The 25989-nt window shown below is 54.4% G+C and carries 20 protein-coding genes; 7 read left to right on the top strand and 13 right to left on the bottom strand.

Features of this window, described 5'->3' with window-relative positions; translation table 11 throughout:
• Positions 1 to 14: 14 nt before the first annotated feature.
• The 6 genes from LKE08_RS16750 to thiO form a co-directional block, all read right to left on the bottom strand.
• Positions 15 to 401: a hypothetical protein gene (locus tag LKE08_RS16750; RefSeq protein WP_324705387.1), complete on the bottom strand. Its 387-nt coding sequence runs from the start codon at positions 399 to 401 to the stop codon at positions 15 to 17.
• 59 nt (positions 402 to 460) lie between these two features.
• Complete coding sequence (locus LKE08_RS16745) at positions 461 to 661, bottom strand: hypothetical protein (protein ID WP_324705386.1); 201 nt, start codon at positions 659 to 661, stop codon at positions 461 to 463.
• The gene (locus LKE08_RS16740) at positions 658 to 2238 is read right to left on the bottom strand and encodes an ammonium transporter (protein ID WP_324705385.1); all 1581 of its coding nucleotides are present in this window, start codon (positions 2236 to 2238) and stop codon (positions 658 to 660) included. Before LKE08_RS16740 ends, LKE08_RS16745 begins: the two co-directional genes overlap by 4 nt.
• Complete coding sequence (locus LKE08_RS16735) at positions 2235 to 3296, bottom strand: potassium channel protein (protein ID WP_324705384.1); 1062 nt, start codon at positions 3294 to 3296, stop codon at positions 2235 to 2237. The genes LKE08_RS16740 and LKE08_RS16735 overlap by 4 nt, the downstream gene beginning before the upstream one ends.
• A gap of 165 nt (positions 3297 to 3461) precedes the next feature.
• Positions 3462 to 4040, bottom strand: a complete 579-nt coding sequence (locus tag LKE08_RS16730) for a hypothetical protein (RefSeq protein ID WP_324705383.1) — start codon at positions 4038 to 4040, stop codon at positions 3462 to 3464.
• A 16-nt stretch (positions 4041 to 4056) separates the two neighbouring features.
• On the bottom strand, positions 4057 to 5166 hold the full coding sequence (gene thiO / locus LKE08_RS16725) for a glycine oxidase ThiO (RefSeq protein WP_324705382.1): 1110 nt from the start codon (positions 5164 to 5166) through the stop codon (positions 4057 to 4059).
• A 412-nt stretch (positions 5167 to 5578) separates the two neighbouring features.
• Here thiO and LKE08_RS16720 point away from each other — a divergent pair, with 412 nt between their 5' ends.
• Positions 5579 to 6001, top strand: coding sequence for a hypothetical protein (locus tag LKE08_RS16720; protein ID WP_324705381.1), 423 nt, complete (start codon positions 5579 to 5581; stop codon positions 5999 to 6001).
• 3 nt (positions 6002 to 6004) lie between these two features.
• Here the strand turns inward: LKE08_RS16720 and LKE08_RS16715 are convergent, their stop codons facing one another.
• From LKE08_RS16715 to LKE08_RS16695, 5 genes are all read right to left on the bottom strand, one after another.
• A complete protein-coding gene (locus LKE08_RS16715; RefSeq protein WP_324705380.1) occupies positions 6005 to 6934 on the bottom strand; it encodes a universal stress protein in 930 nt (309 codons plus the stop codon).
• 60 nt (positions 6935 to 6994) lie between these two features.
• Entirely contained in the window at positions 6995 to 8644 is a 1650-nt protein-coding gene (locus LKE08_RS16710) for a BCCT family transporter (RefSeq protein WP_324705379.1), read from the bottom strand.
• A gap of 159 nt (positions 8645 to 8803) precedes the next feature.
• Positions 8804 to 10150, bottom strand: a complete 1347-nt coding sequence (locus LKE08_RS16705) for an NAD(P)-binding domain-containing protein (protein ID WP_324705378.1) — start codon at positions 10148 to 10150, stop codon at positions 8804 to 8806.
• Positions 10147 to 10971, bottom strand: coding sequence for an SDR family NAD(P)-dependent oxidoreductase (locus LKE08_RS16700; RefSeq protein WP_324705377.1), 825 nt, complete (start codon positions 10969 to 10971; stop codon positions 10147 to 10149). The genes LKE08_RS16705 and LKE08_RS16700 overlap by 4 nt, the downstream gene beginning before the upstream one ends.
• A 1-nt stretch (position 10972) precedes the next feature.
• Entirely contained in the window at positions 10973 to 11953 is a 981-nt protein-coding gene (locus LKE08_RS16695; protein ID WP_324705376.1) for an SDR family NAD(P)-dependent oxidoreductase, read from the bottom strand.
• A gap of 404 nt (positions 11954 to 12357) precedes the next feature.
• On the opposite strand from LKE08_RS16695, the gene LKE08_RS16690 reads away from it, so the two are divergent.
• From LKE08_RS16690 to cysS, 4 genes are all read left to right on the top strand, one after another.
• Positions 12358 to 12795 (top strand): Rrf2 family transcriptional regulator, encoded by a 438-nt coding sequence (locus LKE08_RS16690; RefSeq protein ID WP_324705428.1) that lies wholly within the window; start codon positions 12358 to 12360, stop codon positions 12793 to 12795.
• 112 nt (positions 12796 to 12907) lie between these two features.
• Positions 12908 to 13849 (top strand): cysteine synthase A, encoded by a 942-nt coding sequence (gene cysK, locus LKE08_RS16685; RefSeq protein ID WP_324705375.1) that lies wholly within the window; start codon positions 12908 to 12910, stop codon positions 13847 to 13849.
• A 280-nt stretch (positions 13850 to 14129) separates the two neighbouring features.
• Complete coding sequence (gene hisI / locus LKE08_RS16680; RefSeq protein ID WP_324705374.1) at positions 14130 to 14474, top strand: phosphoribosyl-AMP cyclohydrolase; 345 nt, start codon at positions 14130 to 14132, stop codon at positions 14472 to 14474.
• 1 nt (position 14475) lies between these two features.
• Positions 14476 to 16026, top strand: coding sequence for a cysteine--tRNA ligase (cysS, locus tag LKE08_RS16675; protein ID WP_324705373.1), 1551 nt, complete (start codon positions 14476 to 14478; stop codon positions 16024 to 16026).
• Positions 16027 to 16211: 185 nt separating this feature from the next.
• On the opposite strand, the gene pckA is transcribed toward cysS, so the two are convergent.
• Positions 16212 to 17933 carry a phosphoenolpyruvate carboxykinase (ATP) gene (pckA, locus tag LKE08_RS16670; RefSeq protein WP_324705372.1) on the bottom strand — a complete coding sequence of 574 codons (1722 nt, stop codon included), beginning with the start codon at positions 17931 to 17933 and terminating at the stop codon, positions 16212 to 16214.
• Positions 17934 to 18527: 594 nt separating this feature from the next.
• On the opposite strand from pckA, the gene LKE08_RS16665 reads away from it, so the two are divergent.
• Together LKE08_RS16665 and LKE08_RS16660 are read left to right on the top strand one after the other, a co-directional pair.
• Complete coding sequence (locus LKE08_RS16665) at positions 18528 to 19952, top strand: NADP-dependent isocitrate dehydrogenase (protein WP_324705371.1); 1425 nt, start codon at positions 18528 to 18530, stop codon at positions 19950 to 19952.
• A gap of 284 nt (positions 19953 to 20236) precedes the next feature.
• Positions 20237 to 23728, top strand: a complete 3492-nt coding sequence (locus tag LKE08_RS16660; RefSeq protein ID WP_324705370.1) for an AAA-like domain-containing protein — start codon at positions 20237 to 20239, stop codon at positions 23726 to 23728.
• A 187-nt stretch (positions 23729 to 23915) separates the two neighbouring features.
• Here the strand turns inward: LKE08_RS16660 and LKE08_RS16655 are convergent, their stop codons facing one another.
• Positions 23916 to 25271 carry an AAA-like domain-containing protein gene (locus tag LKE08_RS16655; protein WP_324705369.1) on the bottom strand — a complete coding sequence of 452 codons (1356 nt, stop codon included), beginning with the start codon at positions 25269 to 25271 and terminating at the stop codon, positions 23916 to 23918.
• Positions 25272 to 25989 lie beyond the last annotated feature (718 nt).

The raw sequence follows: 25989 nt of genomic DNA, 5'->3' as shown, positions 1-25989 counted from the left end.
CCAGACCGGTTTCCTCAAGTTGAATAGGGTTCAAATCTGCGGCTGTCATAGTAGAAGGTCAAAAAATTATCGTCATCGGTGATCACGCCGAGAACGATATCCAATGGTTCGAGAAAATAGGGACTGCCTGATTCGTCGTTGGGGTTGGTTATCGGTTCATCTAGTATCGAAATGACGATCGCGGGTTGGTGCCGGCGGGGAAGTTTTCGATTTTTCAAGTCTGTTTTCCACTTGACGATTTGCCCCACTTCAAATTCCTCTTTGCTGAGGAAGTTTTCGCCGGCTAATTTGAGGCGATCGAGATACTCCTGGCCGTAATTTTTGTTGTCTTCAAGATCCGGCGTTGTCTCCATCATATTTGTCAAAAGTTCGGATAAAAGTTCTTGCTGTTCGCTTGTCATCTAAAAGTCCTCCGAAAATTGTCTCGAATCTAGCATGATCGGATATTGATAGAATTGTTTCAAATCAGGCGATCGCTGGAATTATTATCAATTCTTTGGTTGACAAAATTAAACTTTCCACCTCCATCTAACTCTCTCCTTTGTTTGCCATTATTATATTGAAAAATTTTCAAGATCGACCGAATTATATCGCTAAATTCTTTCAGGCGATTGAGATTGTCTAGAATTTCTTCATTCACCCAATCATCAATTCGCTTCAAATCTCAGTCGATCGCTGAGATGAAAGCGTTGTGCAATCGCCCTTCAACGCCGCCAGTTCCCGATCGCGCTTCTGGACGATTTCCACCAAATTCAGAATCACCCGCGCCAACGCCCCCAACTCGTCGGAGCGATCGGCGACTTCTTCCAAGCCCAAATTATCCGCCTGAAAACTATTATTTTCGATCGCCGCCGCCAAAGCCGCCGTCACATAATAAATGTGCTCCAAATCCTCCGCACTCGCCCGCTGCCGCCGTTCAAACGCATCCATCACTTGATTGTAACGAACCGCGATATGTCCGATTTCCGTGAACGGTTCCACCGGCACCCGCAAACTCAAATCGTTGGTGCTGGCTTGGCGATCCATCACCTCAAATAAATCGTAGGTTTCCGTTTTCGCCCGGTGTTCGGAAATATTGAGGCCCATTTCCTCCTCTTCCGGGGAAATTCGCAGGGGAGAAACTCGGTTGATAACCGTCAAAATACCCCAGGCAACGCCGAAGGTCCAGACGGCGACGACACCGACTCCAAAAAGCTGAATTAAAACCTGCGTCCCCCGACTCAATCCCGTTCCAATTAAATCCAATTGTCCGAATAACGCCACGCACAGCGCCCCCCACATTCCGGCGCCGCCGTGCACCGCGAAGGCATCCACCGCGTCGTCAATTTGCCGGCGGACGAGGAGTCGGGACACCAAAAGGGCGATCGCGGCACCCGTGGCCCCCACGATCCCCGCCAGGGGAGTCGTCACGGCGTTGCAACAGGCGGTGATCGCCACCAAACCCGCCAGAGAACCGTTGATCAACTCCTCGACGTGGATGGTGCGATGTTGGGCACCGCTGAGGACCGCCGCCATCATCATCCCCCCCACACCCGCCAGAACCGTATTCACGACGATGCCGGGCACCTGGTTATTCAACGCCAGGGTGCTGCCGCCGTTGAAGCCGATCCAACCGAACCACAGCAGCAGGGCCCCCAACACGGAAAAGGGCATATTTGCCCCCTGAATGCGGTGGGAATTGCCGGGGGAAAACCGTCCTTTGCGGGGGCCGATGATCGCGATCGCGGCCAGTCCCGACCAGGCGCCGACGGCGTGCACCACGGTCGATCCGGCGAAATCAATAAATCCCAAATTGCCCAGCCAACCCCCCGAATTTCCCGGCAAAATATCGTTCCAAACCCAGTGGCCGAACAGGGGATAAATCACCCCCGACACCAGGGCAGCGATCGCCAAATAGCCGAAAAACCGCAGCCGTTCGGCCGTCGCGCCGGAAACGATCGTGGTCGCCGTGCCGCAAAACATGGCTTGAAACAGGAAAAATACCGCCAATTTGGGGTCATCGTTCAACGAGGGAAACCAGCCAGACGTGCCGAACCATCCCCCCGCCGACGCGCCGAACATCAGCGCATATCCGAAGGCCCAAAACAAACTCACCGATACCCCAAAATCCGCCAAATTTTTGACGGCGACATTGATACTATTTTTGGATCGGGTCATCCCAGATTCCAAACACATGAACCCCGCTTGCATCAAAAAAACGAGGCCGGAACACAGCAGCATCCACAGGATATCGATCATGAATTCAGCATCCTTTGACGAGAAATATAATAACGTTGCAAACCGTATTGATTGGCAAATTCTGGCAGCTTATCCCGGTGGCCGATGACGATCAACGTGTCTCCGCGATCGAGCATTTGGGAGGGGTGGGGGTGAAACTTGATGCGGCCGTCGGCGAACCGCAGCGCGATGACGATAAATGCACCCCGACTTCGGACTTGAAATTCCATCACCGTTTTACCGATCGCCCGGGAAGATTCGGAGATTTTCAGTTCTTCCATCTGCACTTCCACGTTGGCGAGAAGTTCGTTTAAATAACTGCGTTCGTCGGCCCGATTTAAAAAATCCATTCCGGTGGGGCGGGTAATCAAATTTGCCATTTGAATGGCGCTGATGGTGTCGGGCAAGACGATATGATCGGCCCCCGCCAGCCGCAATTTTCCCTCCGTCGAGGGCAGTTCTCCCCGCGCCAAAATTTTTAGTTTAGGGTTCAATTCTCGGGCGGTGAGGGTGATAAAAACGTTGGCTTTATCGTCGGGCAAAACCGTCACCAAAGCCGCCGCTTTATCAATTCCCACGGCTTCCAAGGTGGTTTCGTCTGATTCTTCACCCCGATAAGTTAAATAGGCGGCGGCTTCCGCCACTTCAATTTGTTCGGCGCGGCTATCGACAATCACGAAGGGTTGTTTGGCTTGGTCGAGTTGGCCCGCCAAGACTTTTCCCATGCGATCGAAGCCGCAAATAATGACGTGATTTTGCAGGTTGGCGATGCTGCGCTGTTTGCGCTGGGTATCCAAGGCGCGGTGGATTTCCCCCTCCGTAATCATTTGTACGAATCCTCCGACAATGTAAACCGCCGAAGTGGTTCCGGCGATAATCACCAGGATGGTGAAGACTTTTTGGAAGGACGTTTCCAGGGGTTTGACTTCCCCGTAGCCGACGCCGAAAATGGTGATCACGACCATGTAAATGGCTTCCAGGGGAGTCCAGCCGAACCCGATATAGCCGAGGATTGCCACGGCGATGGTGGCGGCGAGAAAGATGACTCCGGTGAGGATGCGGTTGGCTGACCCTTGCATTGTCCCGACGGGTGAGAATTCTCGCCAGTCTTAGCACATTTGGGACAATTCGGACAGTGCCGGGGGTTACTTTTTGGCGATCGCGCGTCGGTGGGGTGTGGGGAAATGGATAGGGTGTAGGGTGTAGGGTGTAGGGTGTAGGGAAGAAAGAGATTTGATATGACATTAATCCCCAATTTTTACATCGATCCAAAAGAGTTGAATTAACCCCACTCCGGTGAGTCCGGCGACGATCGCCCAAGTCAGCATCAAACCGAACACTTCCCCCAAAAAAAAGCCCGTCAACTCCCGCAAAATGCCCCCCAAAACCCACCCGAGCGGCAGTCCCACCCCCCAACACAGCGGACTCGCCAACACCCACCGCCAGCCCCCGAAAACCGAGTTTCGGATCACGAGCCACTGGCACAATCCCAGCCAAATTCCGACTTTAACCCCCTCGATCAATCCGTATAAAATTCGTACAGATATCGCCGGCGTGCGGGGGGCCATCCAGCCGATCGCCCCCAGGGGACTCAACCCCAACAGACACCAGGCGATCGCGGTCATTCCGATCCACCGCCACGGGTGAGAAATGTAATTCCGCAGGACGAACCACTGGGCCGTCCCCACGCTCAACCCCCCGATCGCCCCCACAAAAGTCCCCACATGGGGACGTTCCCCCACCTGCACCCACAGCAAGCTGAGGAGGAACCCGGCGAGGGTGACGGCCGTCCACTGCGTCCAAAAGTCCCGTTCTGTCTGCATCTGGAGCCGATCCGGGTCACGACTTGGAAAACCGGTTCCAGCGGAAATGGCCGATGAGGGGATCGGCGCGACCCGAGTACACCCAGTCCGCGACGATCTCGGCGGTGGCGGGGGCCAGCAAAATGCCGTTGCGGTGGTGGCCCGTGGCGAGGGTCAAGTTGGGAAAGGGGCTCGGGCCCAGGATGGGCAGTTCGTCGGGGGTGGTGGGCCGAAATCCCCACCAGAATTCCTGGATGGGGAAGTCGCGCAACCCCGGATACAGCCGCATCGCTTCCGATAGGAGGGTATCGATGCCGGCGGGGGTGAGGCTGTTGTCGAAGCCGACATCTTCCACGGTGGCCCCCAACACGATCAACCCGTCCCGGCGGGGGACGATGTAGATGCCGGACCCGAACAAAACCTGCCGGACGGGGAGTTTCGGAACCGAGTCGGGGACTCGCAGGGAGAGCATCTGGCCTTTGATCGGACGGACGGGAATGGAGAGGAGTTGACCGCACCAGGCCCCGGCGGCGAGAATGTAGTGGTAACCCGCGATCGCACCCCCGTCAGTCGCCACATTCTGCACGGCTTTGCCGTCGGTGACGATATCTTTGACGGCCACCCCTTCTTGCACATCGACCCCCAATTCCCGGGCCGCACTGAGGAGCGATCGCATCAAATGGCGGCGGTTGTCCACCTGGGCGTCCTTGGGAAACCACCAGGCCCCGGCGACTTCCGAACTCAACCCCGGTTGATGCTCATCGAGCTCCGCACCTTCAAGCCAGATGGCGGGAGAGTCGGGAGTTTGGGGCAGTTCCACACTTTCGGGGCGATCGTAAACCGGGGCAAGGATGCCGCAGGGCCAGTATCCCGCATCCGAACCCGTGATCGCTTCGAGTTTCTGCGTCCAACCTTCGTAGAGCGATCGGCTGCGGAGGGCCAGATCTCGCAGGGGACTCGGGGGAATTCTCTCCGCCTGGGGCGCCAACATCCCCGCCCCCACATAACCCGCCGCCTGTTGAGAATGGCGGCTCAGGACGGTGACGCTCGCCCCCCGCATCTTCAGTTCGAGCGCCACCGACAAGCCGATTATGCCGCCACCCACAATGATGATATCGCTTCGCCCACCCATCACGGTGATACCCATTTCGATTTGAACATCCCCGATTGTAGCGAAAATGTGGGGGGAAAAATGGGAGTCGGGATTTTGGGAATCGAGATTCGGGGAAGCATCGATAATTATCAATTGTCAATTCTCGCCCGGTTCCCCCCAGCCCGATGTACCTCACGAACCGGGGAAGCGCGATCGGGCGGCTCCATTCACTTTTGACAAACGATCCTTATGATTTCAATCTAATTTAGATCTTTTCAAAAAATTGTTTTTCGCCCGTTTTTTGCGGACTGATCATGAAATCTACGCCCGGAAACAAAAACGATCTTCAATCGTCGTTGAAAGTTCTAAGATGCGAAGATAATAGACGATCGCAATTCGGCCGTCAATTGGATGGGAGTGACGGTTCGACGGTTTGAAATCGAGTCAGTTGTGGAGAAAAACTGAAATGAATATTTACCGAGCTTTGGCCATTCTTGTTGCCGCCCTGTCGGTGGGAATATCGCCCGTGGCCCCGATCGCGATCGCCCAACGAGTGCCCGGGGAAGCCCTGGAAATCGTGCAGGCGGGCAATGGGGTCTATTCCCTCAACAGTCGCTTTCGGGAATTCATCACCGCCGCCTCCGTCACCATCGACGACGACGGCAATGCGGAACTGACGTTTTGGGATGAAAATGAAAACCCCGTCACTTTGACGGGGGAGGTGACTCGCTGGGTTCCCTTCGGGGTGAAAATCAGCGTCACGGGGGCGAATATTGCGGACTTGAGGGGGACGGCGGATGTCCAGTTTTCCACCGACAATGCGATCGGTTCGATTTTCGTCGCCGGGACCCTGAATGGCGATCGCTTTTCTATCAATTTCAGCCAATAAAATTCAGACGGGGACGATCAGCAGGGGGTAGGAACCGCTGTTGAGAATGGCCGAGGCGACGCTGCCGTAAAGCACCTTGGCTAGACCCGTGCGGCCCAGGTTGGTGATGGCAATTAAGTCGGTTTCGATCTCGTCGGCGAGGGTGAGAATGCTTTCCGTGGGCCGGCCGTACATCAGATAACCTCGGGCGGAGAATCCCTGATCGCGAAGTTGGTTTTGCAGCTTCAGGATGTATCGTCGGGCTTCGCGAATTTGTTCGAGTTTTTGATGTTCCCCCAATTGAGAAAACAGGTTTTTGGAAACCAATTCTTCTTCGAGCTCGGTTTGCAAATCTCCGAAGGAGGTGACTTGATGGGTGGTGCGGACGACGTGCAAGAGGACGATCTCAGCCCCGTGGTGGCCGGCGATCGCCGTGACGTGTGCGATCGCCTTCTCCGCCCGCACGGAGGTGTCCAGGGGCAGCAGGATGCGATTGATGCCTTTCCAGGCCTGGGGTTGGGGGGAACGGGTCAGCAGCAGGGGGCACAGCGCCCGGTTGAGGACGCCGGAGGAGACGCTGCCGTACAACACCCGGGCCAACCCCGACAACCCCCGGGAACTCATCGCCACCAGATCGGCCCCCACCATCTGCACCGCCTGCAAAATGGAATCGACGGCAATTCCTTGCAGGAAAAGCGTGTCCGCCGCCAAGCCGCGATCGCGAAAATACTGCTTCCACCCCACCAGGTAATCGCGGACGTGGTTCACCTTCTGCGACGGAAATTCGACTTCCATATCCTGGTCGATGTCGAGGACGGCGCTCCGAATCAGGGGTTCTACCACCCGAGTTAAAACGATCTTGACATCGGCCCCCGTCGCCAACTGTTCCACGTAGGGAACAATCGTTTCCGAGAGTTCGGAACCGTCCAAAGGAACCAGAATTTTTTGATACATCGTCCTGTCCTCTAACACGTTAGGGTGTGCTCGGTGGGGAAAATTATCAATGCTCAACGATCAATTCTCAATTAATTTTCCCCCGTTTCCTCCCGCCGCCGGTGGATTTTCGGTGGCTTGCAACTTTCGGGCTTCGAGTTCCGCCGCATCTTCAGCCAACCCCCGATAGAGGCTGAAACACATGACCAGCAGCACGATCGCGAAGGGCAAACCGGTGGCGATCGCGGCCGTTTGCAGGGCTTTCAACCCCCCGCCCAGCAGCAACACCGCAGCGACGACCCCCTCCGTCACCGCCCAAAAAATGCGCTGGGGAACCGGGGAATCCAACTTTCCGCCGGAGGTGAGATGATCGACGACGAGGGAGCCGGAGTCGGAAGAAGTGACGAAGAACGTCACCACCAAAACCACCCCCAGAAAAGAACTCAACCCGGTGAAAGGAAAGTTCTGCAACATCACGAATAAAGCCGTCGCCACATTTTCCTGAACCGCCGCGCCGAGGTCCCCCACCCCATCTAAAATCAGCTTCAGTGCCGAGCCGCCGAACACCGACATCCACATAAAAGATAGCAAAGACGGAATGAACAAAACGCTCCAAATAAATTCCCGCACCGTGCGGCCCTTGGACACCCGGGCGATGAACATCCCCACGAAGGGCGACCAGGAAATCCACCATCCCCAGTAAAAGATCGTCCAGGACTGCTGCCATCGGCCGCCGTCGAAGGTTTCCGTCCAAAAGCTGAGGCCGGGAAAAATGGAGGCGTAGTAGCCAAAATTCTGCACCAAAGAACTGAGCAAAAATAGGGTCGGTCCGGCCAACAACAGAAACACCAGGAAGGCGGCGGCGATGTAGATGTTGATTTCGCTCAGGAAGCGCACGCCGCTGTCCAATCCCGCCACCACGGAGGCGGTGGCGAAACTGGTGATGATGGCGATGAGAATCACTTGCACCCAGACGGTATCGGGGGAGTCGAACAGGAAATTCAACCCGGCGCTGACCTGTTCGGCGCCGAAGCCGAGGGATGTCGCCAAACCGAAGAGGGTGGCGAGGACGGCGAGAATGTCGATCGCATTTCCGGGCCAGCCGTAGATTCGCTCTCCCAAAATCGGATAAAAAACCGAGCGGATGGTGAGGGGGAGGCCCCGGTTGAAGGCGAAAAAGCCCAGGGACAGGCCGACGAGGGCGTAAATTCCCCAGGCGTGGAGTCCCCAGTGGTAGAAGGTGATCCCCATCGCCGCCTGGGCTGCCGCGGTGCTGCCGTCGGCGACGTTTCCGAAGAAGGGGGCCGGGTCGCCCAAATGGTAGACGGGTTCGGCCACGCTCCAAAACATCAGGCCGATTCCCATTCCGGCACTCAGCAGCATCGCGAACCAACCGAAGGTGGAAAATTCGGGTTTGGCATCCGGACCGCCGAGGCGGATTTTGCCGTATTTGCTGAATGACAAAATAACGACAACGCCGAGATAGATATTGGCGACGAGGATAAAAAACCAACCAAAAATATTGGAAACCGTGTTTTGAATTGCCTGGAATATTTGGTCAGCCTGTTCTCGAAATATGAGGGTCAATGCGACGAACAGGACAATTAAAGCCGCCGAACTGATTGCCACTTGGGGGTGAAGATCGAACCCCTTGCCTTTGATATTGGTATCGCCCGGTACGCGATGTCTCTTCTTGGGGATCGTCTCAGGTCGCGATCCTTGAGAACTCATAATTATTGCTCTCCTTCGCTTGATTTATTTCTATCCTGACATCGATCGCGCTATCTGGCTACCGGAAATCCCGTGGGAAGCGATAATTTTGCAGAAATATCGGGAATATCGGCGGGGATTTGGGGCGATCGCCGATCGCCCCGAATCCCCGAACCCGACTCATCGGACGACTGTTTCGCGATCGCTCATTTGAATTTCTGTCTCCGCGATCGGAAGATTGTTAAAATCGGGGTGGCGGCGATCGATTTGGCGGGCTTTTTTGGCAAACCCATCGAACAATAGATGCCAAAATTTCAACTGCCGGAATGCCTGCTGGGGGTCGGAAAGGTGGGTTTCGGGCAAAGACTGCCCCATTTCTTTCAACACCAAACCCAGGGGAACGTTAATTTCATCTTGCAGTTGCAGACAGCGGCAAAACATCGGCGCGTAAGCGGAGATTAGGGAACCGACGCCCCCCCGCGCCTGCCCCCAACCGATATAGTACAATCCCTTATAATCGTCCAAAAATGTACCGCCGTAACATTGGACGGTTGCCCCCTTCACCCGCCGCAATTCCGGGGGTAAAAAGGGATAGGACAGGTGATAACCCGTCGCGCAGACAATTAAATCGAAGGTTTCCCGGGTGCGATCGCTAAATTCCACTTCCCAGCCGTCCAACCGACTCACCCCCGGCTTGGGCGCGATCCGGCCGTGTTTGATATAATAAGGAACCTCATTATTTAATGTCGGATGTTTCTCAAAAAGTCGATAACTCGGCTCGGGCATACCGTAACTTTCATGTTTGCCAAATGTCAGCCGGATGATGCCGTAAGTTATCCACCGCTGCAACCATTCCGGCATCCACCAGCGAACCAGATCGGAAACGGGAACCCCCGCGAAAGACTTGGGAATAAACCAGACGGAATTTCGCAGGCTCAAAACCGATTTTTCGCCCACCCGCGCCGCCTCCGCCGCCAGGTCGCACCCGGAATTGCCGCCGCCGATGACCAACAGTTTTTTCCCCTTGAGTTGGTCGGGATGTTTGTAATCTTTGGAATGGATAATTTCGCCGTTAAATTGTCCTTCAAATTCCGGCAAGCGCTTGCACCAGTGATGTCCATTGCAGATCAAAACGCCTTTATAAATGCGCTTCTCCCCGTTCTCAAATGTCACCTCCCACAGATTATTTTCGACGGGACGGACGAGGGCGACGGTGCGCCGCAGTTCGATATTTTGACGCAAATTAAAATGGTCTGCGAACTGGTTCAAATAGTCCCGCATTTGCTTCGCACTGGGAAAGTCCGGGTAATCCTCCGGCATGGGAAAATGGGTGAATTGGGTGATTTTTCGGGATGAAATGATGTGGGCGGTTTCATAAACGCCGTGATACCAATTGCCGCCGATATCGTCGCTGGCATCGACTTGGTCGTAGGGAATCCCGGCGGCTTGCAGCCCTTGTGCCATTCCCAATCCGACAAAACCGGCGCCGATTATTAAGTGTTTAGTTTCGGTTTTTGATACAGTCATTTTTTATCGCGATCGACAATAATATTATTGGCCAACACTGAAATTCGATCTAACAAAGAGGGGGCGTACCGCTTGGCGAGATGAATTAAATTCCCCGTCCGGTCTGGAAAGACGTGCAGTTTATTATATCGAATTCCTTTTAAAGTTGCCTTCATGACTTCGGCCGGATCGGTTAGCCAACCATCCGGCAAATCTTTCAAACTGTCGGCGAGGGTTCCATATTTTTCGGATTTGAGAATGGGGGTGCGGCTGAAAAAGGGATAGACGGCGGTGACTTTGACGTTGTAGGGTTTGACTTCATCAAACAGGCTTTCGCTGAAGCCCCGCAATCCGAATTTGCTGGCGCAATAGTGCGCCAAACCCGCCCTGCCACTCCAACCGGCGACGGAGGAAATATTGACGATATGACCCTGTTTTCGGGCGATCATGTCCGGCAAAAATTGGTTGGTTAAGCGCAGGGGGGCGAGGAGATTAACCTGCATCAGGGTTTCCCATTTTTCGGCGGGAACTTCGTCCGATCGCCCGAACAAACCCAGTCCGGCGTTGTTAATTAAAATGTCGATGGGGATGTTTAAGGATTTGATGCGATCGCCCAAAATTTCGCACCCCTGCTGATCGGACAAATCCGCCCCAAAACAGGCGATTATATCCCCGGATTTGACTTCATTTTGGATGGTTTCCACCCGCTGCCGGAGGAGGGTTTCGTCGCGATCGCTCAAAATTAAACGGCCCCCCGCAGCCAACAACTGGCGGGTCAATTCTTGCCCGAATCCCCCCGCCGCGCCGGTGATCAAAATTGTGGCATTCTTAAATTCGGTCATGTCAAACTTTTGGAGATCTCAGCATCGTCAATAATAGCAGCCACCAGGGGAGGTTGAGGTCGGGAATGAACCGGGCGTAATGTTGCAATTTCGGCCGCAGCATCGGCAGTAAAAAACGCAGCGATCGCAGCGAAACCGGGCGATCGCCATCTTTGTCGGTTAACCCATATTTTTTGGCGAGTTCGGCAACAATTTGCACCCGTCCCGTCCGCTTCATGATATCCGCATCGGCGGCTAAAGCGGCGATCGCCCGTCCGGTTAATAACGGTGTTTCCCAATTGTAGCGATCGCGCATCGAACGAATTTGAGCCGAATCTGAGGTCGAATTTTCTGCGTCCATTTCCCCCACCACCCGCAAAATTTGTTCGGTTCCCACAATTCCCGGCCACACCGAAACGGAGGCGACATTGTAAGGTTTCAATTCCGTGGCGAAGTCGGCGGCGAGGCGATCGCAAGCCGATTTTCCGCTCCCGTAAGCCGCTCCAAAAATGTAGGATAATCCACCCCAAGAGGCGATCGTGCAGATCAGCCCTTCGCGGCGTTTTACCATCAGTCTCGCCGCCAAAACTCCGGCGACATAGTGACTCCTCAACCCGACATCGTTCACCCGGTCCCACAGTTCCGGTTCCGCCTCCCAAAAGGGTTTCCCCCCCAATTCGCCCAAGGCGCGAACCCCGCCGAAGACATTGTTCACCAACAGGTCCAACCGTCCCTGCTGCTCGTTTTCGATGCGTTCAAACAGCGATCGCACCTGTGCGTCATCCCCGTGATCGACCGCGATCGCGATACATTTCCCCCCGGCTTTTTCCACTTCCAACTGAGTTTCCTGCAAGCTCCCCCCGACGGCATCTTTCGCCTCGGAAAAACTGCGTCCGGTGATATAAACCGTCGCCCCGGCTTCTCCCAAACCAATGGCGATGCCTTTCCCCAGTCCCCTCGATGCCCCCGTCACCAGGGCAATTTTTCCGTCCAATTTTTTCATAATATAAATAATGAATGATTTTATCGCCCGTTGTTGCGCTTCAGCGCCACCGATCGCGCCCAATCGAAAACCAAAAACAATCTATAGCAGTGTGAAATGATGAGTGAAAACTCGATCCGGTCAAAGCCCCCAGAATTGGGGGTTTGGGGGCGCGACCATTTACAAATGGTTTCCGATCGCTATATTTTTAATGAGACATTTTTTTCGGAATATTATTCTACAATAAATCGATCATTTTGTCAAATCCAAAGATTGCCAGAATTGCGATCGTCCGAAATCCGAAATCCGAGCGCGGACCCCCCGGCCATCGGACAGAAAGTCGGCGATCGCGCCAAAAACAACAAACCCCAGCGGAAAACCGGGGTATACTGGAACAGGAGTCGAACCGATCGAACATCTCGCCTGTGGAACTGTCCAGCAAAAGTCAATACGCCCTGCTCGCCCTCTTGGAGTTAGCCGCCCGCTACCCCCAAGGGGAGCCGCAGCAAATTCGCCAAATCGCCGCCCAACATCATATACCCGATCGCTATCTCGAACAACTGTTGGCGACCCTGCGGCGGGGCGGGTTAGTCCGAAGTCAGCGGGGCGCGAAGGGGGGCTACCTCCTCGCCCGGGACCCCCGGAAAATCACCCTTTTGGAAATTATCAACTGTCTCGAAGGGTCGAACAGCAATCAAGTGGCCCGAGATTCTTCCCCCCAAACCCCGGAAAATGCCGTCGTTTTCGAGGTTTGGCAGGAAGCTCACCAAATGGCAAATGCGGTATTTGAGAAATATACCCTCAAAGATCTCTGTGAAAAATTAGATGCCCACCGCCCGAAAAACCTCATGTATTACATCTGAGGAACTGAGAATTGAGAATTGATCATTGATAATTATCAAACCCGCCAATTCTGGGGGATGGGGAAGGCAAGAGTCGAGACGCGATCGGCAATAGGAAAAGGAAAGCTCAAAGATGCGAATTGCGAATAATATTACCGAATTGGTCGGGCGGACTCCCCTGGTGCAACTGAACCGCATCCCCAAAGCGGAGGGGTGCGTGGCTCGAATTGCGGTCAAATTGGAGGGGATGAATCCATCGGCATCGGTGAAAGATCGCATCGGCGCGAACATGATCGAAACGGCCGAACGGGAGGGGTCGATCGCACCGGGCAAAACGGTGTTGGTGGAACCGACTTCGGGGAATACCGGCATCGCCCTGGCGATGGTGGCGGCGGCCCGGGGCTATCAACTGATCATCACCATGCCGGATACGATGAGTTGCGAACGCCGCGCCATGTTGAGGGCCTACGGGGCACAACTGGAACTGACGCCGGGAGTCGAGGGGATGGGCGGCTGTATCCGGCGGGCCCGGGAAATCGCGGACACCCTCCCCGACGCCTATATGTTGCAGCAATTTCAGAATCCGGCGAACCCGGAAATGCACCGCCGCACCACCGCCGAGGAGATTTGGTCCGATACGGACGGCAACGTGGATATTTTGGTCGCCGGTATCGGGACGGGGGGGACCCTGACGGGGGTGGCGGAAGTGTTGAAACATCGCCACCCCCACTTCCAGGCGATCGCGGTGGAACCCGCCAGCAGTCCGGTGTTGTCGGGGGGAGAGCCCGGGCCCCACAAAATCCAGGGACTCGGGGCGGGATTTATTCCCCCGGTGCTGAATGTGGATCTGATTGACGAGGCGATTGCGGTGACGGACGAGGATGCGATCGCCTGCGGACGCCGGTTGGCGAAGGAGGAGGGATTACTCTCGGGAATTTCCACCGGGGCGGCATTGTGGGCGGCGTTGCAAGTGGGGCGGCGATCGCAAAATCGCGGCAAATTGATCGTGATGATCCAACCCAGTTTCGGGGAGCGATATCTGAGTACGCCCCTATTTCAAGACCTGGAATTTTAGGATTTTATAGCGCTGTGCCCGGGTGTAGGGTGTAGGGTGTAGGGTGTAGGGAGAAAAAAGAAGTCAGACAACAGAAGTGAGAAGTGAAAAATTCCTTACTCCTCGCTCCTCGTTTCTCATATCAAATTCGGTTGAATGCTCAAACATCGGGCAACCCTATAAGGTTGCCCCCACGGTAAGCCGACCTCCCCCCTTATCTCCCCCCTTACAAAGGGGGGTAGGGGGGGATGGGGGCTGGGGGGGATCGAATGTATCGCACTAGATCGAAAACTGCTATATTATGAACCAAGACAAATTGTGGATCGAAGCGTTAAAATTCAACGAACGGGGTTTAATTCCCGCGATCGCCCAAGACCACCGGGACGGAACCGTGTTGATGATGGCCTGGATGAACCGGGACTCCCTGCAAAAAACCCTGGAAACCGGCGAAGTACACTACTGGAGTCGATCGCGATCGGAACTTTGGCACAAAGGTGCCACGTCGGGGCACATTCAGAAGCTCAAAGGTTTATACTATGACTGCGACGCCGATGCCCTGCTGCTGAAAATCGAGCAAGTCGGCGACGTCGCCTGTCACACAGGCGCGAGAAGCTGTTTTTTCAATGCCGTTCCGCTGAAATTTTAAAATGGTTCTGCAAATCTACAACACCCAAACCCGCCAAAAAGAAACCTTCACCCCCATCGAACCCGGAACGGTCAAAATGTACTGCTGCGGGGTGACGGTGTACGACTATTGCCACTTGGGTCACGCCCGATCTTACATCGCTTGGGACGTGGTGCGCCGCTATCTCGAATGGTGCGGATATGATGTCAACTACGTCCAGAATTTTACCGACATCGACGATAAAATCCTCAACCGTGCCAAAGAACGGGACACCACAATGGATGTGGTTTCGGAACAGTTCATCGAGGCCTATTTTGAAGATCTGCGGCGCCTCAACGTCCGGGATGCCGACGCCTATCCGCGAGTGACGAACCACATCAGTGCCATCCACGACCTGATCCGTCGCCTCGAAGCCAGCGGGCACGCCTACGCCGTCGGCGGCGACGTCTATTACAGCGTCCGCCAATTTCCCGACTACGGCAAACTTTCCGGTCGGAAACTCGAAGATATGCAAGCCGGCGCCAGCGGCCGGGTATCCGCCGGCGGGGAGGGGACGAAGAAGAAAGATCCCGCCGATTTTGCCCTGTGGAAAGCCGCGAAACCGGGGGAACCCGCCTGGGATTCTCCTTGGGGTCCGGGGCGTCCGGGGTGGCACATCGAATGTTCGGCGATGGTGGGGGAACTCCTCGGCGAAACCATCGACATCCACGGCGGTGGCGGTGATTTGGTATTTCCCCACCACGAAAACGAGATCGCCCAGTCCGAGGCGGCGACTTGCCAACCCCTGGCGCGATATTGGATGCACAACGGCATGGTGACGGTGGGGGGCGAAAAAATGTCCAAATCTTTGGGCAATTTTACCACGATTCGGGAATTGTTGGATCGCCCTTTGGAACCGATGGTCGTGCGGCTGTTTATTTTGCAGGCTCAGTATCGCAAACCGCTGGATTTTACCGATGAAGCGATCGCATCTGCCGAAAATGGTTGGGCGACGTTGAAAGATGGGTTATTGTTTGGGGAAGAATACGGCGATCGCCTGGGTTGGCCGGGGAAAGAATCCCCCCTAACCCCTCAGAAAGAATCCCCCCTAACCCCCCTTGGTAAGGGGGGGAAAGAATCCCCCCTAACCCCTCAGAAAGAATCCCCCCTAACCCCCCTTGGTAAGGGGGGGAAAGAGGAGGCGGTGGAACGGTTCCGGACTGCGATGGATGACGATTTCAATACGCCGGGGGGATTGGCGGTGTTATTTGAATTGGCGAAAGAGTTGCGGCGGGAACGCAATTTGTTGGCGCACGAAGGGAAGACGGAAACGCCGAGCGATCGCATCTATTCCACATGGAAAATCTTGGTCGAATTGGCGGGGGTTTTTGGTTTGAAAGCCTCGCCGGAAGCGGAAACGGAATCTCAAACAGAGGGGATGGGCGATGGGGAAATAGAGGCGTTGGTGAAGCGGCGGCAGGAGGCCCGGAAAGCGAAAAATTATGCGGAGGGCGATCGCATCCGCGACCAACTTCAAGAATTGGGAATAACCCTGATTGACCGCCCCGGCGGAGAAACCATCTGGCACCGTTAAAAGTTGCCCCTGAGAAACCGGGTTTCTACGAGAGTTTCGACTTCCCCACCCAATTTTCACCTAGAAACCCGGTTTCTACTCCCCCAAAAAAATTCACGGCTTCAAAGGTTGAAAACCGTGAATGTAAGAGCTAGGGAAGGTAACTCGGACGGAGGGGGAAAATGAAGGGTTTCCCCCCTCTAAAATTAACCGATCGCGGGTTCGGCTTCGATCACCGCTTCCGGCACATTCTCGTACTTCTGGAAATTGTCCACAAACAATTTCGCCAAGTATTTAGCCTGCTTTTCGTACTCCCCGGCGTCCGCCCAGGTTTTCACCGGGTCGAGGAGTTCGGTGGGGACTCCCGGCACCGCGTCGGGAACCAACACTTTGAAGATCGGGTGGGGGTGGAAACTCACGTTATCCAAATCTCCGTTCACCGCCGCCGACACCAAGGCGCGGGTGTACTTGATCGGCACCCGGGAACCCACGCCGTAGGGACCGCCGGACCAGCCGGTATTGACCAGATAGACGTTGGTTTCGGGGTGGTCGGTGAGGCGTTTGCCCAGCAAATTGGCGTAAACCGCCGCCTCCAGGGGAAGGAAACATTTTCCGAACCCGGCGGAGAATGTCGCTTCCGGCTCTTTGATGCCCCGTTCCGTCCCCGCCACCTTGCTGGTGTAGCCGGACATGAAGTGGTACATCGCCTGTTCGCGGGTCAGTTTGGCGATGGGGGGCAGGACTCCGAAGGCATCCGCCGCCAGGAAGATCACGGTTTTGGGGTGGTCGGCGATGCCGGGGATGACGGCGTTGGGGATGTAGTCGATGGGGTAGGCGACCCGGGTGTTTTCCGTCAGGGTGCCGTCATCGTAGTCGGGGACGCGGTTGTGGCGGTCGAGGACCACGTTTTCCATCAGCGAACCGAACCGGATGGCATCCCAAATTTGCGGTTCATTTTCCCGGGACAGGCGGATGGTTTTCGCGTAGCATCCTCCCTCGAAGTTGAAGATCCCCTCTTCGGACCAGCCGTGCTCGTCGTCGCCGATCAAATAGCGATCGGGATCGGCCGAAAGGGTGGTTTTTCCGGTGCCCGACAGACCGAAAAATAACGCCGTTTTACCAGCGTCATCCACGTTGGCGGCACAGTGCATGGGGAGGACGTCGGCTTTGGTCATGAAGTAGTTCATCAGGGAGAAGACGGACTTCTTGATTTCCCCGGCATATTTGGACCCGCCGATGATCACCAGCCGCTTGGACAGGTGCAGGACGATGAACGCTTCGCTGTTGATGCCGTCATCTTCGGGGTCGCCGTGGAGTCCGGGAACCGCGATCACAGTAAAATCGGCCCGGTGGGTTTGCAGTTCCTCGTCGGTGGGCCGAATAAACAGTTGGTGGGCGAACAGGTTTTGGGAGGCTCCCTCGTTGATGATGCGGACGCCGAAACGGTGGTTGGGGTCGGCGCCGACGAAGCCGTCGAAGATGTAGAGATCCCTACCTTGGACGTAGGAGCGGACCCTGCGGTAGAGGCGATCAAAGTTTTTCTCGGGGATGGGAACGTTGAGTTTGCTCCAGTGGATTTCGTTGTGTTTGCTCGGTTCATCGACGATGAATTTGTCGTGGGGGGATCGGCCGGTGTATTTGCCCGTTTTGACGCACAGGGAGCCGTTGGAGGCTAAAATTCCTTCCGCCCGGGCGATCGCGTGTTCGATCAGGATGGGGACGGGGAGGTTGTGGTAGACGTGACCGACGTTTTTCAGTCCGAGGGTGTCCAAACCGTAGCTGGGATCTCCCATCAGGGGGCGATCGCTCGATTTGGCCGTCTCGCTGACCGGGAAAACTTGGTCTTGGTCGGCCAAGCGACTGTTGATCAGGGTCGAAACGGAGACATCCTGATAGATATTGCGGTTGACCGTGCTGACGTTATCCATGATATATAGCCTCCAATGTGCTGAAGAGAACCCGCTATCTTCTGAATGACAACTTTTTGATCGGGGTGGGATGATGGATTGAGAAAAACTGGAATTGGGGAGTCCGAATTATTAAATAAATCTTAACCCCAAGGGTCTGGTTTGAATGTCAAGCTTCTATCCCGAGCTCGTTTCGTGAGCGGCAGATTCCAACAGAAAGCGTGAAAGATTGAGTGAACGGTTGGGTTGGGAGCCGCGGAGCCGTGTTCGGATGTCTTTTCTCAATGCCCGATCGCTTTGTAATGCCGGTAACTTTGTTTGGGAAAATCTGCTATGTACGTTACCTTTACTTAGAAATACTACACCCATCGCTCGGGATGTGCTGTTACAATTTTTTAAGTTGTAATTGTAGTTTTATTGAAAAGTTTGAAGATTTGATCGACGATGCGGGTTTTGCATCATCATACACCGAAATTGCGCGAGGAATTGTGCTTGACACCGGATGGGCCCGGCGGCAATTCTGAAGAAATCATGGGGTTCTGTCGCGATCGCCGCCTCATGTCGTAAAAAATCGTGACAGAATAGGTAGACCCACGGATTAGAGTGTGAAGCGATATGTACGAAAAAATCACCCCCCCCACGACGGGCGAAACCATCACCTTCAAAGACGGAGAACCCATCGTCCCCGACAACCCCATCATTCCCTTCATCCGGGGGGACGGAACCGGCGTTGACCTGTGGCCGGCCACCGAGCGCGTCATTGACGCCGCCGTCGAAAAAGCCTACGGCGGCCAGCGCAAAATCAGTTGGTTCAAAATCTACGCCGGGGACGAAGCCTGCGAACAGTACGGGACCTACCAATACCTCCCCGAAGACACCCTCACCGCCATCCGGGAGTACGGCGTCGCCATCAAAGGCCCCCTGACCACCCCCATCGGCGGCGGCATCCGCTCCCTCAACGTCGCCCTGCGTCAAATCAACGACCTCTACGCCTGCGTGCGCCCCTGCCGTTTCTACTCCGGCACCCCCTCCCCCCACAAACACCCAGAACAACTCGACGTGATCATCTACCGGGAGAACACCGAAGACATCTACCTCGGCATCGAATGGCGAGAAGGGACCGAAATCGCCCAAAAGCTGATCCACCTGCTCAACGACGACCTGATCCCCGCCACCCCCGAACACGGCAAAAAGCAGATCCGCACCGACTCGGGCATCGGCATCAAACCCATCAGCAAGACGGGTTCCCAGCGCCTCGTCCGCCGCGCCATCAAACACGCCCTCACCCTCCCCAAAGAAAAACAGATGGTGACGCTAGTCCACAAGGGCAACATCATGAAATACACCGAGGGCGCCTTCCGGGATTGGGGCTACGAACTCGCCACCACCGAGTTTCGGGACGAGTGCATCACCGAGCGGGAATCCTGGATTCTCAGCAACAAGGAGGGCAACCCCGATATCTCTTTAGAAGATAACGCCCGCAAGGTGGAACCCGGTTTCGACTCCCTCACCCCCGAAAAGCGCCAAGAAATCTGCGACGAAGTGAAAGGCGTACTCGATACCATCTGGGACACCCACGGGGACGGCAAGTGGAAAGATAAGATCATGGTCAACGATCGCATCGCCGACAGTATCTTCCAGCAAATCCAAACCCGTCCCAACGAATACTCCATCCTCGCCACCATGAACCTAAACGGAGACTACCTCTCCGACGCCGCCGCCGCGATGGTGGGCGGTCTGGGCATGGGTCCGGGGGCGAACATCGGCGACACCTGCGCCGTCTTCGAGGCCACCCACGGCACGGCGCCCAAACACGCCGGACTCGATCGCGTCAACCCCGGTTCCCTCATCCTCTCCGGGGTGATGATGTTGGAATATCTCGGATGGCAAGAAGCCGCCGATTTAATTAAAAAAGGCATCGGCGCCGCCATCTCCAACCGGGAAGTGACCTACGACCTCGCCCGACTGATGGACCCCCCCGCCGAACCGCTGAAATGTTCCGAATTCGGCGAAGCAATTATCAGTCACTTTGACGATTAATTGCCAGCGAAACCGACTGTGATGCCCCCCCGTTTTATCGGGGGGGCGTTTCATTTTCGGTTAAAAATGATCGAGGCTGACGAGGAAAACCGTTGATGTTCGTTCTGTCTGTTGCAATAACAAATGGGCGATCGCATTTCTTCCCCTCCCCCCGCCACTGGGGGTGGGCATCCAACTGATAGCAATTCCCCCGAACGACGGGCGATCGCGACACCGGACAAATTGAAAGAAACGTGATAGACTCCAATTGAGTTGAATCGTCCCACCGCCTTCAATTGGCATCCATGATTAAAAATCCCTACCAAGTGGGTGGGAGTCTGGCGGTAGACGATGTAACTTACGTCACCCGTCCGGCCGATCGCCTCCTCTACGAAGCCCTCCTAGCCGGAGAGTTCTGCTACGTCTTCAACGCCCGACAGATGGGCAAATCCAGCCTGCGGGTCCAGATGCGACGACGGCTAGAGCAACAGGGATATCGCTGCATTTATCTCGACATGACTCAGTTGGGCACCGAAAATGTCAGTTATCGGCAGTGGTATCGGGGGATCATGCTCATTCTGTTGAGCAAATTTCAACTCTCGAAACAGATCCCCCTCAAACAGCGCTGGAAAGACTGGGACAACTTGCCCCTCGTCCAGCAGTTGAGTCTGTTGATTGACGAGATCCTCGAACAAATTCCGGACACCAAACTGTTTATTTTTATCGATGAAATCGATAGCATTCTCAGCCTGCCATTTCCCGTCAACGACTTTTTCGCCTTCGTCCGCCTCTGCTACGAATTGCGCCCCCACCAACCCAATTATCGGCGGTTGACTTGGGCATTTTTCGGCGTCGCCACCCCCTCCGACTTGATCCGCGATCGCACCCGCACCCCCTTCAACATCGGCCGCGCGATCGACCTGCAAGACTTTCAATTTGAACAGGCCCAACCCCTGCTGCAATTCTTGCCCGCCACCCTCCCCGATTGCGCCGCCGTCCTGAAAGCCATCTTACATTGGACGGGGGGGCAACCTTTTTTAACCCAAAAACTCTGCAAAACCGTCACTTCTTTGACTTCGGACGCCAGGGAATCCCGTCTCAACCTGGCGCCGGGAACGGAAGACCAGTGGATCGAAAAAATGGTCAAAACCCAGATCGTCGAGAATTGGCAATCCCGAGACGAACCCGAACATCTCCGCACCATCCGCAATCGCCTCCTCTACGACGAACGGCGGGCCGGGCGGCTGTTGGGATTGTATCAAAACATTTTAGAAACCGGCGGCGTGGTCAGCGACGACAGTCCCGAACAGACGGAACTGCTGCTGTCGGGATTGGTCGCCAAACGGCGCGGAAAATTGCAGGTCAAAAACCCCATTTATCGAGCCATTTTCAACGAGGAATGGATTCGAGAACAATTGAACCAACTGCGCCCCTATTCTCAAGCCTTAAATGCCTGGGTCGCCTCCGACTGCAGCGATGACTCCTGGCTGCTGAGGGGACAGGCGTTAAAAGAAATATTGGCTTGGGGACAAAATCAAAGCCTCGGCGATATGGATTACCGCTTCCTCGCCGCCAGCCAAGCCCTAGACCGACAGGAAAGCCTCGCCAAAGCCGAAAATGCCCGTTTAAAAGAAGTCGAAGCGCGGCTGGCGGCGGAACGTCAGCGCAGCGAAGAACAGCGGCGCAGTTTGAGGCGGCAGCGCATCTTTTTGGCGGGGGTGAGTTGCGCGTTGGCGATCGCGGCGGGATTCGGAATGGTCGCCCGGTATCAATATCGTCTCGCCTCCCTGCGGGAAGCCGAAGCCGTCGCCCAAGCGGCCGAAGCCCTATTCGCCTCCGATCGCTCCTTTGAGGCTTTGTTAGAAGCGATTCGGAGTCAACGACAACTCGAACGCTGGCAACGGGTGAACCCGGCATTACAAACTCAAGCCGATGCCATACTAGAACAGGTAATTTTAAATATTAATCAGCGCAACCGCTTAGATGGTCACGAAGCCGCAGTCCTGACAATTGATATCAGTCCCGACGGACAAACGATCGCCACGGCGGGAGTCGATACCACAGTCAAATTATGGAATCGAGAGGGAAAATTGCTCTCGAAATTTGAGGGACATTCGGCGACGATTCGAGCTCTAAAATTTAGCCCAGACGGTCAATTTTTGGTGACGGGGGCAGATGACGGAAAAATGAAATTTTGGACTCCCTCGGGTCGGTTTAAACGCAGCATTCCCACTCGTTTAAATGGGATGTCGGATTTCGCGTTCAGTCCCGACGGACAAACTTTGGTGGCGGTCGGAAGTCCCCATCTGGTAGAATTGTGGCAAATTGACGGTTCCCCGATCGACCGCTTCAAGATCGCAGCATCGGGGGCATTATCGGTCGCGTACCATCCCGATAAAAATCAAATCGCCGTCGGAGGAAATGACGGTCAAATCACTTTTTTTGACCTCGATGAACGACGGCAACGGACCATCAAAGCTCATGAGGCGGCCATTAATGCCATCGCCTTCAGTCCCGATGGAGAACGATTGGTCACGGGTGGCCAAGATCAAACCGTCAAACTCTGGCACGGCGATGGAACTTCAATCCAAACCTTGACCCATCATGCGGCGGGCATTTTGGATATCGATTTTCATCCCGACGGGCAAACCTTTTTTGTCGCCAGCTACGACAAAACCCTTTCGGTTTGGACTCGTCACGGCACGTTGATCGACACCTTCAAAGGGCATCAATCTGCCGTTTGGGGCCTCGCTATCAGTCCCGATGGCGAGATGCTGGCTTCAACTGGAGCAGATAATACAGTCCTGCTTTGGAAAACTCACCATCCTTTCCACCGCAACTTACACGGAATGGGGGGAAGGGCATTAAGTGCGATTTACAGCCGTGACGGACAACGTTTGATAACAACTGGAGATCGAGATAATCTTCTGTTGGCATCGATCGCCGATTTGACGATTCAATCTGTAGATGCTCAACAGTTAGTCGTCACGAATTTGTCATTGCATCCGACCCGAGACCAGATATTATCTACCGGGACAAATCGGACGATCGCCATCCGTCGGTTGGACGGAACGGTTGTGCAAACGATTGGCGACCATGACGAAGCCGTGATGGGAGCCGATTGGCATCCGAGTGGCGAGGAAATCGTCTCGGCAACCGCCTCAGCTTCTATTTATCGCTGGAATAGCCGAGGAAAACAACTTGACCGTTGGTCGGGGCACGCCGCCCCGATTTGGGACATCACTTACAGTCCCGACGGCAGTCAGTTTGCCACCGCAGGCAACGATGGTACGGCGAAACTTTGGAGTCGGGAAGGCGAGTTACTCCACACCCTCGAACATGATTCGGCCGTGTGGCGGGTGGCGTTCAGTGCCGACGGGGAATATCTCATCTCCGGGAGTGGCGATAAAACGGCGAAAATCTGGCGCAAAGACGGAACTTTGGTGACGACGTTAAAAGGACATCAGGCGGCAGTTTGGGGGGTGGCATTTAATCCCGACGGCTCTTTGGTCGCGACTGGCAGTATCGATGAAAGGGTCAAACTCTGGACGATGGAAGGGGAATTGTTGACCACCCTAGAAGGTCATACGTCGGGAATTCGCAGCTTGGCTTTTCGGCCCGATGGAAACGTTTTGGCCTCCGCCGGAGATGATAAAAAAGTGGTGTTTTGGAATATCGCCAATATTTTGAACCTGCAACCGTTGGATTATGCCTGCGATTGGGTGGCGGATTATCTGAACACCAATCCCCGCGTCACGGACGGCGATCGCGCACTCTGTCAACTCGATGAGGAGTGAGTATGGCAGGCAATAGGTTATAGGCAATAGGTTATAGGCAATAGGCAATAGGTTATAGGTGATGGGTTATAGGCAATAGGCAATAGGCAATAGGTAATAGGTAATAGGTAATAGGTAATAGGTGATGGGTGATGGGTGATGGGTGATGGGTGATAGGCAACTTTTGAATTTTATCAAGGGGCGAAAATCAAACCGATTTGAGATAATTCTCGCTGTGATAGTGCCTCCAAAAATATTGTCGGTAGAGTTCGCAGGCGGGACTCGCCATCAGTTGTTTGAGTTTCACCAAACCCAACCCTTCCAAAGCATAGGCGACATCCGAATCGAGGGGCACCGGTTCGGGACTCGACAACACCTGATAAAATCCTTGATATAACCGTCGATCGCGTTCCAAAGCCAGCCGCAGTTGACCCAAATATTCCCCATAAATCCCTCGATCCGTCGGGGCCTCCGCGACGAGTTGAGTCAAAGACCAATAGTGCGATCGCAGCCAGTAAAACGCCAATTGTAACAGATAAGGATGACCCCCCACCAAATCCAGCAAAGGCTTCAAATAGTCCAGCATTTCCATCTCCCCCGGGTCGAGATCGTAGCGCTCTGCCAACTCGCAAATTTGCGAAGCGGTGAAGGGCGGCAGTTTCAAATAAATTCCGACATTAAAGGGAGATTGGTTGGTCTGTATCGGCAAGGTTAATTCTCCGGAATAGGCGAGAACTAACCGCAAATTATCCCATCCATCTTGCGTGCGCGATTGTTCGTACCAACACCGCACCATCGCCAAAAAATGACCGGCCAACTCGGGAATGTTAAACAGTGAATGAACCTTGTCGAAAGCGAGAACCAGCGGCTCTTTCAATTCTTCCAAAACATACTCTTGTAGGTAAACTGTAAAGTTGGTCTTGCTCCCCGCCCCCTCAATCCAATAATCGTCCAAATTTGGAGCCAAATTTAACTGTTGAGTTATCGTCAAACAAATCCAGCGCAAAAATCGTTCTAAATCTTCGATGGTTGTCGGGTCAGCCTGTTGCATATTGACCACAACCGTTCGCATTCCCTCCCGCTCTGCAATGCCGTTCAGGCGGTGTATTAAAGAGGTTTTACCCATTTGATGCGGTGCTTTGATTCGGAGCAGACTTCCGGGTTGTCGGAGGGTGGTAACAGCCCAGGTTTCGATGGGAGGGCGATCGATATATAAAGGCGAGTTAAACACCAGCGGACAGCCCGGAAAATTCAGTTTCTCCCAACCGGAATTCGGCAGAGTTTCGACAAACTTTGACCTTTCGAGATTGCCCCGAGAAAATTGGCTGACAATCGACACAATATTTCGCTTTTTGACTTCGCAGCCCAACCGTTCAGACAGGGAAAGCCACAGCCGGGAACCGATGTCTTTCAGATAACCGGGATGATATCCCGTTTCTTGAGACATTTGTTGATAGGATTGACCGGCAAACGTCATCTGCAATACAACTTCTTCCAACTGGGTGAGTTCTTGGGGAGCCAAAACATTTTGAATCCATTGCAGGGCTTTTTTGTGGCTATTCATTTGTAAGGAAAGGCATCGAAACGGTGACAAGAATTGACGGAAGTTCACATCCAGGACTATCATATCATGTTCGGTTCAGTTGCCCAATATCAAATCGAAACTTCCCCTTATCATTGAGCGATCGCACCCCACCCGTCACCCGTTGTTGGGCTTGAACCCCACCCGTCACCCGTTGTTGGGCTTTAGCCCCCGATCGCAATAGTTATTTTGACCCATCCCGATTGGCCGGCCACCGCACGCGATCGCACCCCACCGCCCATTCGTTGTTGGGCTTGAGCCCCCCCGATCGCAATAGTTATTTTGACTCATCCCGATTAGCCGGCTACCGGACGCGATCGCATCCGACCCCGATCTGACCTTTTCCCGGCGATCGCCCAAAAAGGTAAGAAAGGTAAGATTTTTGCACCCGAAAGGTCAGATCGAAGGTAAGAAAGGTAAGATTTTTGAGTCGAAAAGGTCAGATCGAAGGTAAGAAAGGTAAGATAAAAATTTCTGACTTTTCTGACCTTGACAGATTAAGACCATTTCAAATATGCTGATTTATGTCACAACTTTCTCAAGCTTTCACCGATCGCAAAGGTGTCTTTTGGCTTCGGAAAACCGGCTTACAAAAGTAGCAACAACTTGAGGATTTTCTCTTCAAGGAGTTGGTAGAGGCACATTGACTATGCCTTTAAGAGTTCAGTTTTGGACGGCTTAAGAATCCCCGCGTCTTTAG

Source organism: Lyngbya sp. CCY1209, from assembly GCF_035615495.1.
In the GTDB taxonomy this organism is placed as follows: domain Bacteria; phylum Cyanobacteriota; class Cyanobacteriia; order Cyanobacteriales; family Microcoleaceae; genus Limnospira.
Note: the sequence above shows the minus strand (reverse complement) of the source record. Positions and strands in the feature narration are given on the sequence as shown.

Coding starts and splice junctions, on each gene's coding strand:
- LKE08_RS16665 (WP_324705371.1), top strand. CDS start 18,528: ATGTACGAAAAAATCACCCCCCCCACGACGGGCGAAACCATCACCTTC.
- LKE08_RS16715 (WP_324705380.1), bottom strand. CDS start 6,934: ATGTATCAAAAAATTCTGGTTCCTTTGGACGGTTCCGAACTCTCGGAA.
- LKE08_RS16710 (WP_324705379.1), bottom strand. CDS start 8,644: ATGAGTTCTCAAGGATCGCGACCTGAGACGATCCCCAAGAAGAGACAT.
- LKE08_RS16700 (WP_324705377.1), bottom strand. CDS start 10,971: ATGACCGAATTTAAGAATGCCACAATTTTGATCACCGGCGCGGCGGGG.
- LKE08_RS16740 (WP_324705385.1), bottom strand. CDS start 2,238: ATGATCGATATCCTGTGGATGCTGCTGTGTTCCGGCCTCGTTTTTTTG.
- cysK (WP_324705375.1), top strand. CDS start 12,908: ATGCGAATTGCGAATAATATTACCGAATTGGTCGGGCGGACTCCCCTG.
- LKE08_RS16720 (WP_324705381.1), top strand. CDS start 5,579: ATGAATATTTACCGAGCTTTGGCCATTCTTGTTGCCGCCCTGTCGGTG.
- LKE08_RS16695 (WP_324705376.1), bottom strand. CDS start 11,953: ATGAAAAAATTGGACGGAAAAATTGCCCTGGTGACGGGGGCATCGAGG.
- thiO (WP_324705382.1), bottom strand. CDS start 5,166: ATGGGTATCACCGTGATGGGTGGGCGAAGCGATATCATCATTGTGGGT.
- LKE08_RS16750 (WP_324705387.1), bottom strand. CDS start 401: ATGACAAGCGAACAGCAAGAACTTTTATCCGAACTTTTGACAAATATG.
- LKE08_RS16705 (WP_324705378.1), bottom strand. CDS start 10,150: ATGACTGTATCAAAAACCGAAACTAAACACTTAATAATCGGCGCCGGT.
- hisI (WP_324705374.1), top strand. CDS start 14,130: ATGAACCAAGACAAATTGTGGATCGAAGCGTTAAAATTCAACGAACGG.
- pckA (WP_324705372.1), bottom strand. CDS start 17,933: ATGGATAACGTCAGCACGGTCAACCGCAATATCTATCAGGATGTCTCC.
- LKE08_RS16660 (WP_324705370.1), top strand. CDS start 20,237: ATGATTAAAAATCCCTACCAAGTGGGTGGGAGTCTGGCGGTAGACGAT.
- LKE08_RS16730 (WP_324705383.1), bottom strand. CDS start 4,040: ATGCAGACAGAACGGGACTTTTGGACGCAGTGGACGGCCGTCACCCTC.
- LKE08_RS16735 (WP_324705384.1), bottom strand. CDS start 3,296: ATGCAAGGGTCAGCCAACCGCATCCTCACCGGAGTCATCTTTCTCGCC.
- cysS (WP_324705373.1), top strand. CDS start 14,476: ATGGTTCTGCAAATCTACAACACCCAAACCCGCCAAAAAGAAACCTTC.
- LKE08_RS16655 (WP_324705369.1), bottom strand. CDS start 25,271: ATGAATAGCCACAAAAAAGCCCTGCAATGGATTCAAAATGTTTTGGCT.